This window comes from Brevibacterium senegalense, assembly GCF_000285835.1.
Classification (GTDB): Bacteria; Actinomycetota; Actinomycetes; order Actinomycetales; family Brevibacteriaceae; genus Brevibacterium; species Brevibacterium senegalense.
In genome coordinates, this window is record NZ_HE978603.1 from 62,126 (window position 1) to 74,400 (window position 12,275).

The following is a 12,275-nucleotide window of genomic DNA, read 5'->3' on the forward strand; positions in this document are numbered from 1 at the left end:
GCTCAGGCGATGAGGCCCGGCGTCTGGGTGCGCGCGCGGTCGAAGCGGGCCTGCACGTCCTCCCAGTTGACGATGTTCCACCAGGCCTTGACGTAGTCCGGCTTCACGTTCTGGTAGTCGAGGTAGAAGGCGTGCTCCCACATGTCCAGCTGCAGCAGCGGGACGTAGCCCACCTGGACGTTGCCCTGCTGGTCGTAGAGCTGCTCGAGGGTGAGGCGCTGTCCCAGCGTGTCCCAGCCCAGGATGGCCCAGCCGGAGCCCTGGATCGAGGTCGCGGCGGCCGTGAAGTGGCCCTGGAACGCGTCAAAGCCGCCGAACTGGTCGTCGATCGCGGCGGCGAGCTCACCGGTGGGCTTGTCGCCGCCGTCCGGGCTCATGTTGTTCCAGAAGATCGTGTGGTTGATGTGACCGCCCAGGTTGAAGGACAGGTCCTTCGACAGCTTGCCGACCGTGCCGAACTCGCCCTTCTCACGGGCCTCCGCCAGCTGCTCGAGAGCGGTGTTGGCGCCCTTCACGTAGGTCGCGTGGTGCTTGTCGTGGTGCAGCTCCATGATGCGACCGGAGATGTGCGGCTCCAGTGCGGCGTAGTCGTACGGAAGGTCGGGAAGGCTGTACTCAGCCATGATGTGCCTCCTTGGTGGGTTCCGGCCCGGCAGTGCGCCCGGCCACGGCTTCGACCCTATCGCGGGCCGCCACCTGGGACAACGGCACCCACAGGGGCGGATATTCCCGCGTCCGGGGGCCGTCTCCCTCTGTGGGACGCGGCTGCCCGGACGCGGTCGGGGCCTCAGCCCAGTGCCGGCAGGACGAGGTCCTCGCGCGGTCCCACGCCCGCCAGCGCCCACTCCTGCTCCAGCAGGCTCGCCGCGTGCGCCCGGATGTGGTCCGGAGTGACCGCTCGGACGGCCTCGATGAGCTCCTCCGGGCTGAGCAGCGGCAGGCCCGTGAGCTCGTGGCGCGCGATCCGATTCATCCGCACCGCGCTCGATTCGAGTCCCAGCACCGTGCCGCCGGCCAGCTGCGAGACGACGTCGTCGACCTCCTGGGCCGAGGGCAGCTCGCGTGCCAGCCGGGCCAGCTCTTCGCCCACGAGGTCGAGGACCGTGCCCGCGGACTCCGGCGCCGAGCCGGCGTAGACGCCGAACAGCCCCGTGTCCGAGTACTGGCTCAGCACCGTCTGCACCGTGTACGCGAGCCCGTGCTCCTCCCGGATCCGCTGGAACAGCCGCGAGGCCATGCCCCCGCCCAGCAGGTTCGACATGACGAGGTGGGTGAAGCGGTCCGCGTGCCCCTCGTGCAGGCCGCGGGTGCCCAGGATGATCCCCTGCTGCTCCGTGCTGCGGGCGCGCAGGTGGATGCCGGGGGTGAACACCGCCGCCGAGGCCGTGCTCGCCTCCCGCTGCCGGGATGCGGTCCCGACCGCCGAGTCTCCGGCCGCGGAGTCTCCGTCCGTGCGGACGGCGGCCCCGGCCTCGGCGGGGGTCTCCTGCCCGTGGCCCGCGATGTGGCGGACCACCTGGTCGACGACCTCCGCGTGGGTCGCTCCCCCGGCGGCCGCGAAGACCAGGCCGGGGCCCGCGTAGGCCTGCGCGTAGTGATCGCGCAGGACCGTGTGCGGCAGGGCGCGGATCTGCTCGCGGGTCGCGCCCACGGGGCGGCCCAGCGACTGATCCGTGAACGCGAGCTGCTCGAAGTCCTCGAACAACTGGTCCGTCGGATCGTCCGCGGCCATCGCGAGCTCCTCGATGATGACGCCGCGCTCGCGCTCGAACTCGTCGACGGCGAGCGTCGAGCGCAGCACCATGTCCCACAGGAGTTCGCTCACGGAGTCGAGGTCGCTCACGAGGCACCGGGCGTAGTAGCTCGTGTACTCCTTCGCGGTCACCGCGTTGGAGTCGCCGCCGGTCCGCTCGAGGCCGCGCGCGATGTCGAGCGGCGACCGTGTCGTCGTGCCCTTGAAGAGCATGTGCTCGAGGAAGTGCGTCGACCCGGCGGTCAGGTCCGTCTCGTGCCGCGAGCCGGAGCCCACCCACACGCCGACGGTCTCCGACTGGAGGCCGGGCACGGTCTCGGTGATGATGCGAATGCCGCCGGGGAGGACGGTGCGCTCGATGCGACCGCCCTCCCCGGCTGAGAGGATCTCACTCACGATGGCGTGCTCAGGCCTCCTCGGCCGGCGCGTCCGTCTGCTCCGCGCCCTCGGCCTCGTCGACGACGGGGACGAGCGACAGCTTGCCGCGGTCGTCGATCTTCGTGATCTCGACCTGGACCTTCTGGCCCACGCCCAGGACGTCCTCGACGTCCTCGACGCGCTTGCCCTCGTTAAGCTTGCGCAGCTCGGAGATGTGCAGCAAGCCGTCGCGGCCCGGGCTCAGCGACAGGAAGGCGCCGAAGCTCATGAGCTTGACGACCGTGCCCAGGTAGCGCTCGCCCACCTCGGGCACCTGCGGGTTCGCGATCGCGTTGATCGCGCTGCGCGCGGCCTCTGCCGCTGCCCCGTCGGAGGCGCCGATGAGGACGGTGCCGTCGTCCTCGATGCTGATCTGCGCGCCCGTGTCCTCCTGGATCTGGTTGATCATCTTGCCCTTGGGGCCGATGACCTCACCGATCTTGTCGACGGGGATGTTGACGGAGATGATCCGCGGTGCGGTGGGGGCCATCTCCGCCGGTGCGTCGATCTCCTCGCCCATGACGTCGAGGATCGCGTGGCGCGCCTCGCGGGCCTGGGAGAGGGCCGCCGTCAGGACTGCGGCGGGGAGTCCGTCGAGCTTCGTGTCCAGCTGGATCGCCGTGATGAAGTCACGGGTGCCGGCGACCTTGAAGTCCATGTCGCCGAACGCGTCCTCCGCGCCCAGGATGTCCGTCAGCGCCGCGTACGCGGTCTGCGGCCCCTGCGGGGTGTCGATCACGTCGGACACGAGGCCCATCGCGATGCCGGCGACGGGCGCGCGCAGCGGCACGCCCGCGTGGAGCATCGCGAGCGTCGAGGCGCAGACGGAGCCCATCGAGGTCGAGCCGTTGGAGCCCAGCGCCTCCGACACCTGGCGGATCGCATAGGGGAACTCCTCGCGGGTGGGCAGGACCGGCATGAGCGCGCGCTCGGCCAGTGCGCCGTGCCCGATCTCGCGGCGCTTGGGGCTGCCCACGCGACCGGTCTCACCGGTGGAGAACGGCGGGAAGTTGTAGTGGTGCATGTAGCGCTTCGACTTCACCGGGGACAGCGAGTCGATCTGCTGCTCCATCTTGAGCATGTTGAGCGTCGTGACGCCCAGGATCTGCGTCTCGCCGCGCTCGAAGAGGGCGGAGCCGTGGACCCGCGGGATCACGCCGGTCTCCGTGGTGAGCGGACGGATGTCCTTGAGGCCGCGGCCGTCGATGCGGACCTGCTCCGTGAGGATGCGCTTGCGGATGACCTGCTTGGTGAGCGCGTTGAGGGCGCCGGCGATCTCGCCCTCGCGTCCCTCGAAGCGCTCGCCCAGCTGCTCGTAGAGCGAGTCGAGCAGGGCATCGCCTGCCGCCTCGCGCTCCTGCTTGTCGCCGATCTGGAAGTTCTTCGTCTGCTGCTCGAGCGCCAGCTCCTCGACCGCGGCGTACACGTCGTCCTGGTACTCGCGGAAGACCGGGTAGTCGGCGGTGGGCTTCGCAGCGCGATCCGCCAGCTCCTGCTGAGCGCGAACGAGCTCGCGGATGAACGGCTTCGCGGCCTCCAGACCGCTGGCCACGACCTCCTCCGTGGGCGCGGTGGCGCCGCCGCGGACCAGGTCGATGACGCGCTCGGTGGCCTCCGCCTCGACCATCATGATCGCGACGTCGTCACCCACGACGCGGCCGGCGACGGCCATGTCGAAGACGGCGTCCTCCAGCTGCTCGTGCGTGGGGAATGCGACCCACTGGCCGTCGATGAGCGCGATGCGCACGCCGCCGATCGGGCCGCTGAACGGCAGGCCGGACAGCTGCGTCGACATCGAGGCGGCGTTGATCGCCAGGGTGTCGTAGAGGACGCCGGGAGCCACCGACATGACGGTGACGACGACCTGGACCTCGTTGCGCAGGCCCTTGACGAAGGACGGGCGCAGCGGGCGGTCGATGAGACGGCAGGTGAGGATCGCGTCCGTGGACGGACGGCCCTCGCGGCGGAAGAACGAGCCGGGGATCCGGCCGTCCGCGTACATGCGCTCCTCGACGTCGACGGTGAGCGGGAAGAAGTCGAAGTGCTCCTTGGGCCGCTTGCTGGCCGTCGTTGCCGACAGCAGCATCGTCTCGTCGTCCAGGTAGGCACAGACGGAGCCTGCGGCCTGCTGAGCCAGACGGCCGGTCTCGAAGCGGATGGTGTGTGTGCCGAAGCGCCCGTTATCGATGTGGGCGACGGCGGACTCGGGGTTCAGACCCACGGTGTCTCCGTTCTGCCGCCGCGCACGTTCGACGAGCGGGCGGCGTGATGATGCGCACCGGCCCCATCCTTCGCGGGGCGTGCGCAGTAGTGCCGGCGACGTGCGCTGCATGTCAGCGCGTCGCTGTTCGGCGGCCTTCGATCGAGACCCACGCACATCGGATTGCGGAGGCCACTGTCGAGGACCGACGACGATGTCACCGGCGGTGGACCCGCCCATCGTAGCAAGCCGTGCGCCCGGACGGGTCCGCGCGGCGCGCGGACGACAGGAGCCCCGCACCACCGGTGGGGTGGTGCGGGGCTCCGTGGCGCCGATGCCGGTCCGGGGACCGGTCGATCAGCGGCGCAGACCCAGGCGGGCGATGAGCGCGCGGTAGCGCTCGATGTCGACCTGCTGCAGGTACTTGAGCATCCGGCGGCGCTTGCCGACCAGGAGCAGCAGTCCGCGACGCGAGTGGTGGTCGTGCTTGTGCTCCTTGAAGTGCTCCGTGAGATCCTTGATCCGACGGGACATGACCGCGATCTGCACCTCGGGAGAACCGGTGTCGCCCTCGTGTGTCGCGTATTCCTTCATGATCTCCTGCTTGACCTTCTGGTCCAGAGCCATGTGAGTCCTCCGTGGTGTCGCTGCGCGGCGCCCGCACCTCGTGTGCGAGCACTGTGGAACCGCGGCCGATGAAAACGGCAGCGTTCAGCGTAGCACAGCGCGGACCCGGTCGACGTCCTCGTGCATCTGCGCGATGAGCGGCTCCATGCCGCGGAAGGCGACCTGACCGCGGATGCGCTCGACGAAGGACACCTCCATCGTGTCCCCGTACACATCCAGATCCTCGAAAGCCACGTCGAGAGCGTGCCCCTCGACGGTGCGGACCGCGCCCTGGAACGTGGGGTTGGTGCCCACGGAGATCGCGGTGGGCAGGCGCAGCCCCCGGGCGGGGAACGTCATCCAGCCGGCGTACACACCGTCCGCAGGGACCAGCCCCTCCGCGTCGAGTGCCAGGTTGGCGGTGGGGAAGCCCATCTCCCGGCCGCGCTTCTCGCCGTGGACGACGGTCCCGGTGAGCGTGTGGTCGTAGCCCAGCTGCTGCGCGGCCGCGCGCACGTCTCCGGACTCCAGCAGGCGCCGGATCGCGCTCGAGGAGTAGCGCGCGCCCTCGCCCACCTCGTCGATCACCTCGACCTCGAATCCGTGAGCCTGCCCCAACCGCTGGAGGGCGGCGAGGTCGCCGGAGTTGTCCCGACCGAAGCGCACGTCCGCGCCCACGACGACGAGCCGGGCGCGCAGCCGGCGGACCAGGTAGTCGAGGACGAACTCCTCCGCAGTCTGCTGCGCGAACTCGAGCGTGTAGTGCTGGACGAGCACCGCGTCGACGCCGGTGTCCGCGATGCGGCCCAGTCGCTGCTGCAGACCGCAGATCATCTCGACGGGCGAGTCCGACTGGTGGACCAGCCGCGGGTGCGGGTCGAAGGTCACGACGAGGGAGGCGAGGTCCCGCTGCCGCGCACTGGTGCGCAGCGCATCGAGGACGACCGCGTGGCCGCGGTGCACGCCGTCGAAGTTCCCCAGGGTGACCGCGGTGCGGTCGTAGTCCTGGGGCATGTCCTCTGGCGTGCGGAAGATGTCCACCTGCGTCCTCTCGGAGAGCGTCGGTTCAGCGGCGGCCGCGACGACGGCCGGGGCCCGGCTTCGCCCGCGGCGCGGGAGCCCGGACCAGGGTATCGCAGTCGATCACCCGATCAGTGCCCGGCCGATCGAGCCGCAGGCCAGGGCGACGCCCAGGGAGGCGAGCGACCCGATCATGAACCGCTCGCCGGCCGTGGGGCTCTTGAGCAGCTCCGGCACGCGGCCCAGCCCCTTGATCGCGACGACGACCCCCACGACCGCGGGTTCGCCCAGTGCCACGCCGCCGGCGATGATGAGGCGCTCCAGCAGGCCGATCCACAGTCCTCCGCGCAGCAGGCCCTCGTCGTCGACGGTCGCGTCGTCGACGGTCGCATCGTCGACGGTCGCATCGTCGACGGGCATGTCGGGGAATGCGCCGGTGGGCGGATCCGGCGGAGGTGCCGCGGGCTCTGCACTCTCCGGGAGGTGCGGCACCGCAGCCGGAGTCTCCGTCTCCGTCAGCTTGCGGTCGCGCCCCGCTGCGAGGTGGAGCGCCCAGCGCGTGAGCGGCCACCCCGCGAGTGCCGCGGTCGCGCCCACACCCAGCGCGGTGACCCAGTCGAGGAGCTCCAGGCTCATCGCACACCTCCGTCCGCGCACGCTGTGAGCGCACGGGCCAGCAGGCGGGCCGCGGTCTCCTCGCCGTCGGACACCTCGCGCAGGTGGGCGGCGAGCAGCGCCTTCGAGACGGCCTGCCGGGAGACCTCCAGCTCGTCCGCCAGCTGCGCCTGCGTCGCATCCGGTCGCGCGGCGGCCGCGTCGACGACCCGCCAGCCGGCCGGGGTCCTCCCCCGCACCAGGATCGACAGCAGGCGGATGACCGCCTGCGCGTCGAGCGCCGCGCGCGCCGCAGCGGGCGGCGCGTCCGGCGAGACCCGCACGGAGACCTGCGAGGGCTCCTGCTTCGCGTCCTCAACCGCGTCACGGGCGGCCAGGAAGGGGCCGCCGCGGGAGGCGCGGCTCGTCGCGCCCAGCTCGCCGTCCCCACCCAGTCCCAGCCCCGCGGACCAGTGCCCGTCGCGCACCGCGGTGCGCCAGGCGAGGAGCACCTGCGCGGGATCGGAGAGGACCCCCTGGACCTCGTCACCGGCGGTCCGCTCGAACGGGAGCATCGTGTCGACGGGCGCCAGGAGCCGCAGCAGTCGTGGCACGGCGTCCTCCCCTGTGCGCGAGTCGACCTGGTCGATCGTGAGGACGTACATGCCCCCATTCAAGCGACCGATACCTTCTGAGTCAACCGTTTTCGGTTGCATTTCGCACTGCAACCACAATCGGTTGCTTCATGGAAATCAATCGGATCCGGTTGCGCAGCACCGCCGCGGGGCAGGATCAGGTCAGCGCCGGGAACACGACGCGGGGCGCCGCTTCGCCCTCGCGCACATCGACGACCGCGACGAGGTCCGCGGGCTCCCCAGGGAACACCGCGACCCGGGGAGCGCCCCCGCCCGCGGATCCGTACGCGGGGATCCGCCGCCCCATCCGCAGGTCGCGGGCCTGCTCCGCCGTCACGGTGAGGACGGCCAGCAGCCCGGCCGCGGCCTCGGCGGGGGGAAGCAGGACGGGCGGCGGGACGTCCGCCTCGAAGTCCGGGACCGCCAGCGCATCATCGATCGCGTAGTCGCCCACGCGCGTCCGACGCAGCCGGGTCAGATGCCCGTGCACGCCCAGGGCGGCACCCAGGTCACGGGCCAGCGCACGGACGTAGGTCCCGGACGAGCAGTCGACGACGACATCGACGTCGACGACGCCGCAGGTGCGGCCCTGGGCATCGACGACGGACTCCCGTCGCGGGTCGGAGACCCGCTCGAAGCGGGAGACGGTGACGGGGCGCGCCTCCAGCTCGACGTCCTCGCCCGCGCGCACGCGCGCATAGGCGCGGCGGCCGTCGACCTTGATCGCCGACACCGCGCTGGGAGTCTGCAGGATGTCGCCGCGCAGCCGCGGCAGCGCAGCATCGACCGCCGCGGCGTCCACGGCGTCGACGGCCGGGGCCGGGGCGAACCGGTCGGGGACGGAGTCCGCATCGTCCGTGGGCGTCGAGGCGCCCAGCCGGATCGTGGCCGTGTACGTCTTGTCGAGGCCCACCGCGAAGGTGAGCAGACGGGTGGCGGGACCCACCCCCACGACCAGCAGTCCGGTCGCCATGGGGTCGAGCGTGCCCGCGTGCCCCACCTTGCGGGTCCCCAGCCACTTCCGCACGCGCGAGACAACGCGGTGGCTGGACCAGCCCTGCGGCTTGTCGAGCAGGAGGAGTCCGTGGGGAGAGGTCACGGCCGGTGGGATCAGCCGACCGACACGTGCACGTGGTCGTAGTGGTTGGCCGTCACGGAGCCGCGGTCCTCCATGGGGCGGCCGGACCAGCCGGTGTAGGAGGCGTAGATCTTCTGCTCAAAGATCACGTACTTGACGTTGAGCTTGTCGCGGTTCGCGATGAGGTACTCCGCGATGCGGTCACCCGTGGCGCCCGTGATCATGATGTCGACGGCGTTGCCGCTGTTGTGGTCCGAGCCCGGGTCCGCACGGCGACCGCCGTAGGAGGAGACCTCCGGGAACTCCGCGCACACCGCGCGGTAGGCGGCCCGCCCGTTGGGGGTGAGGCCCGACTCGATGTCCGACGACACCGAGCACGCCTGATCGGACACACCCCCGGAGCCGCCCTCCGCGCTCTCATCCGTCGACTCGCCGCTGCTGTCGCCCACGCCGGCCGAAGGCGCGGCGGAGGACGCCGCGGCGGAGGACGCCGCGGCGGAGGACGCCGCGGAGGCGGACGGGGACGGGGTGGGCTTGGGCATCGCCTTGAGGTTCGACTCCCCCGCCGCGCTGTACTTGTCGTCCTCCCGGAGGGACTCCGCGTACTCCTCGCGCTCGCGGTCGAGCTGCTTCTGCTGCTGCTCCTCCTCCGAGGGCGCGGTGGACTCGTCCTCGGTCGTCGGCGACTCGGAGACCTGCGTCGTGTCCTCCGCCGTCACCGTGCCGCCGGACTCGTTCTGGCCCAGCGCGAACGTCGAGGCGACGATCCCCACGGTCGCGGCCGCCGGCAGTGCGATCGCGGCGACCATGGGTCGCTGGCGCACCGTCCGGAGCACGCCGGTCGCAGTCGTCTGCTCCGCGTCCGCCCCGCCGTGCCGCCCCTGCGGCTTGCGGTGCAACGTAGCGACCGCCCCCGCGAAATCGCGCGCGGTGGTCACCCAGGACTGCTGCGGTGTTGAATGCTTGCCCACTCGGATCGTTCCTTCACAGTTTCGTGATCGTTCCGTTACCTCGAGCAAGTGTACCCATCTGGGGAGCGAGTGCAAACGCCTCCGCATCGGTGCAGGTGACACGCACGAAGGGCGCCGCGGTGCGGCGCCCTTCTGCTGTCCGGATCACGTGACAGCGCCGTGATGATCACGGATCGACGGGCGCTCAGTCCTCGTCCGTGACCTCGTCGTCGTCCGCGGCCTCGTCCTCCGTGCGCGGGCGGCGGTACGGGTCCGCCTCCCCCGCCGGCTGCGCGTCGCGGGCCAGTGCCGCGACCTGGGCGTCGTGCGCCTGCGCGCGGGCGATGAGCTCGTCCAGCTCCGCGGCCGCGGCCGGGACTGCGTCCGCGACGAACTCGAGCGTGGGGGTGAGCCGGATGCGCAGCACCTTGCCCACCTCCGACCGGATGAGCCCCTTCGCGGACTCCAGGGCCGCACGGGTCCCCTCGAGGTCCGCGTCGGAGCCGAAGACCGTGTAGAAGACGGTCGCGTTCTGGAGATCGCCCGTGACGCGCACGTCCGTGACCGTCACGAAGCCCAGTCGGGGGTCCTTGACGCGCTTCTCCAGGGTCTGCGCGACGCTCACCTTGATGCGGTCGGCGACCTTGCGCGCGCGGGTCGGATCTGCCATGGCTTCTCCCTTGAGGATGATGGGGATGGGATGGAACCGGTCGGGGGCGGCGGTGAGGACGCGGAACGCGCCGTCACCGCCGCCCCCGATCACGGGACCGCGCTCAGTCGCGCGGCTTCTCGCGCATCTCGAACGTCTCGATGAGGTCGCCCTCACGGATGTCGTTGAAGCTGCCCAGGCCGATGCCGCACTCGAAGCCCTCGCGGACCTCCGTCGCATCGTCCTTGAACCGGCGCAGCGACTCGATCGTGAGGTTGTCGCCCACGACCACGCCGTCGCGCGTGAGACGCGCCTTCGAGTTCCTCTTGATGAGGCCGTCGCGGACGATCGAGCCCGCGATGTTGCCCCACTTGGAGGAGCGGAAGACCTCGCGGATCTCCGCGGAACCCACGTGGGCCTCCTCGAACTCCGGCTTGAGCATGCCCTTGAGCGAGCTCTCGATGTCGTCGATCGCGTCGTAGATCACCGAGTAGTAGCGCACATCGACGCCCTCGGACTCGGCCAGATCGCGGGCCTTGGCCTCCGGCCGCACGTTGAAGCCGATGACGATCGCGTTGTCGACCGTCGCGAGGTTGATGTCGTTCTCCGTGATCGCACCGACGCCGCGGTGGATGATGCGGAGGTCGACCTCGTCGCCCACGTCGATCTTGAGCAGCGAGTCCTCGAGGGCCTCGACCGCACCGGACACATCGCCCTTGAGGATGAGGTTGAGCATGTCGACCTTCCCCTCCTCGAGCGCCTGCGTGAACGACTCGAGGCTGATGCGCTTGCGACTGCGCGCCTGCTGCGCGTTCCGCTCGATCGCATCGCGCTTCTCCGCGATCTGACGCGCCGTCCGGTCGTCGCCGGTCGCCAGGAACGTGTCGCCCGCCCGGGGGACGGAGGACAGGCCCAGCACCTGGACGGGACGCGACGGCCCCGCCTCGTCGAGCTGGTTGCCGTTCTCGTCGAACATCGCGCGGACACGGCCGTGGGCGGTGCCGCACACGATCGCGTCGCCCTGGCGCAGCGTGCCGGACTCGACCAGCACGGTCGCGACGGCGCCGCGACCCTTGTCGAGCTTCGCCTCGATCGCCAGGCCGCGGGCCCGACGGTCCGGGTCCGCCTCGAGCACCAGCGCGGCGTCCGTCGTGAGGAGGACGGCCTCGAGCAGTGCGTCGATGCCCTCGCGCTTGAGCGCGGAGATCGGGACGAACATCGTCTCGCCGCCGTACTCCTCCGCGACCAGGTTGTACTCGGTCAGCTGCTGCATGACCTTCTGCGGGTTCGCGCCCTCCTTGTCGATCTTGTTGACCGCCACGACGATCGGCACCTCGGCCGCCTGCGCGTGGTTGAGGGCCTCGATCGTCTGGGGCATGACGCCGTCGTCCGCGGCGACCACGAGGATCGCGACGTCCGTCGACTTCGCACCGCGGGCACGCATCGCGGTGAACGCCTCGTGGCCCGGGGTGTCGAGGAACGTGATCGCACGCTCCTGATCCTCGTGCGTGACGCTCACCTGGTAGGCACCGATGTGCTGCGTGATGCCGCCGGCCTCGCCGCCGGCCACGTTGGCCTGGCGGACCGCGTCCAGCAGCTTCGTCTTGCCGTGGTCCACGTGGCCCATGACCGTGACGACCGGCGGACGCGCGACCATGTTCTCCGCGTCGCCCTCCTCCGTCAGATCGATGTCGAAGGTCTCGAGCAGCTCGCGATCCTCGTCCTCCGCGGACACGATCTCCAGCTTGTAGCCCAGCTCCTCCGCCAGCACCTGGAAGGTCGACTCGTCGAGCGACTGGGTGATCGTCGCCATCTCCCCCAGGTGGAAGAGGATGGTCACGAGGTTCGTCGGATCCGTGTTGATCTTCTCTGCGAAGTCCGCCAGCGAGGCGCCGCGACGCAGCCGCAGGGGCGTGGTGCCGTCACCGCGGGGGACGGTGACGCCGCCCACCGACGGAGCCTGCATCTGCTCCAGCTCTGCGCGCTTCGCCCGCTTCGACTTGCGACCGCGCGCGGGACGACCCCCACCGCGCCCGAAGGCGCCCTGGGTGTTGCCGCGACCGCGACCGGAGCCGCGCGGGCCTCCGCCTGGACGACCGCGACCGCCGGGTGCGCCGCCGGGGGCACCGGGCCCACCGGGGCCGCCGCCGGGACCGCGACCGCCTGCACCGGGCTTGGCCAGTGCGGAGTTCTTGAGCATGCCGGGGTTGGGACGCGGCACGCCCGGACGCGGAGCGCCGGGACGGGGACCGCCGCCACCGCCGGGCTTGGGCGCACCGGAGCCGCCGCCGGGACGGGGACCGCCGCCGGGCTTGGCACCGGGCTTGGGCATCCCCTGCGCCGAGGCGAAGGGGTTGTTGCCGGGACGACCGC

Annotated in this window: 11 protein-coding genes; all 11 read right to left on the bottom strand. The window is 71.2% G+C overall.

The genetic code is table 11. The features are described 5' to 3' along the window. Positions 1-2: 2 nt before the first annotated feature. Positions 3-623 (bottom strand): superoxide dismutase, encoded by a 621-nt coding sequence (locus HGBR_RS08000; protein ID WP_019158815.1) that lies wholly within the window; start codon positions 621-623, stop codon positions 3-5. A 164-nt stretch (positions 624-787) separates the two neighbouring features. Further along, positions 788-2,149: a M16 family metallopeptidase gene (locus HGBR_RS08005; RefSeq protein WP_019158816.1), complete on the bottom strand. Its 1,362-nt coding sequence runs from the start codon at positions 2,147-2,149 to the stop codon at positions 788-790. 10 nt (positions 2,150-2,159) lie between these two features. After that, the gene (locus HGBR_RS08010; RefSeq protein WP_019158817.1) at positions 2,160-4,391 is read right to left on the bottom strand and encodes a polyribonucleotide nucleotidyltransferase; all 2,232 of its coding nucleotides are present in this window, start codon (positions 4,389-4,391) and stop codon (positions 2,160-2,162) included. Between the two features lie 336 nt (positions 4,392-4,727). Further along, positions 4,728-4,997, bottom strand: coding sequence for a 30S ribosomal protein S15 (gene rpsO / locus HGBR_RS08015; RefSeq protein ID WP_019158818.1), 270 nt, complete (start codon positions 4,995-4,997; stop codon positions 4,728-4,730). 84 nt (positions 4,998-5,081) lie between these two features. Continuing rightward, positions 5,082-6,017, bottom strand: a complete 936-nt coding sequence (locus HGBR_RS08020; protein ID WP_019158819.1) for a bifunctional riboflavin kinase/FAD synthetase — start codon at positions 6,015-6,017, stop codon at positions 5,082-5,084. A gap of 102 nt (positions 6,018-6,119) precedes the next feature. Further along, entirely contained in the window at positions 6,120-6,632 is a 513-nt protein-coding gene (locus HGBR_RS08025) for a hypothetical protein (protein WP_019158820.1), read from the bottom strand. After that, positions 6,629-7,255: a MarR family transcriptional regulator gene (locus HGBR_RS08030; protein WP_019158821.1), complete on the bottom strand. Its 627-nt coding sequence runs from the start codon at positions 7,253-7,255 to the stop codon at positions 6,629-6,631. The genes HGBR_RS08025 and HGBR_RS08030 overlap by 4 nt, the downstream gene beginning before the upstream one ends. Positions 7,256-7,382: 127 nt before the next feature. Further along, positions 7,383-8,324 carry a tRNA pseudouridine(55) synthase TruB gene (gene truB, locus HGBR_RS08035; protein ID WP_019158822.1) on the bottom strand — a complete coding sequence of 314 codons (942 nt, stop codon included), beginning with the start codon at positions 8,322-8,324 and terminating at the stop codon, positions 7,383-7,385. Between the two features lie 11 nt (positions 8,325-8,335). Beyond that, on the bottom strand, positions 8,336-9,274 hold the full coding sequence (locus HGBR_RS08040; protein WP_019158823.1) for a VldE C-terminal domain-containing protein: 939 nt from the start codon (positions 9,272-9,274) through the stop codon (positions 8,336-8,338). Positions 9,275-9,458: 184 nt separating this feature from the next. Then, complete coding sequence (rbfA, locus tag HGBR_RS08045; RefSeq protein WP_026077436.1) at positions 9,459-9,923, bottom strand: 30S ribosome-binding factor RbfA; 465 nt, start codon at positions 9,921-9,923, stop codon at positions 9,459-9,461. Between the two features lie 103 nt (positions 9,924-10,026). Beyond that, on the bottom strand, positions 10,027-12,275 hold a 2,249-nt coding region (infB, locus tag HGBR_RS17090), incomplete at its 5' end, for a translation initiation factor IF-2 (protein ID WP_019158825.1).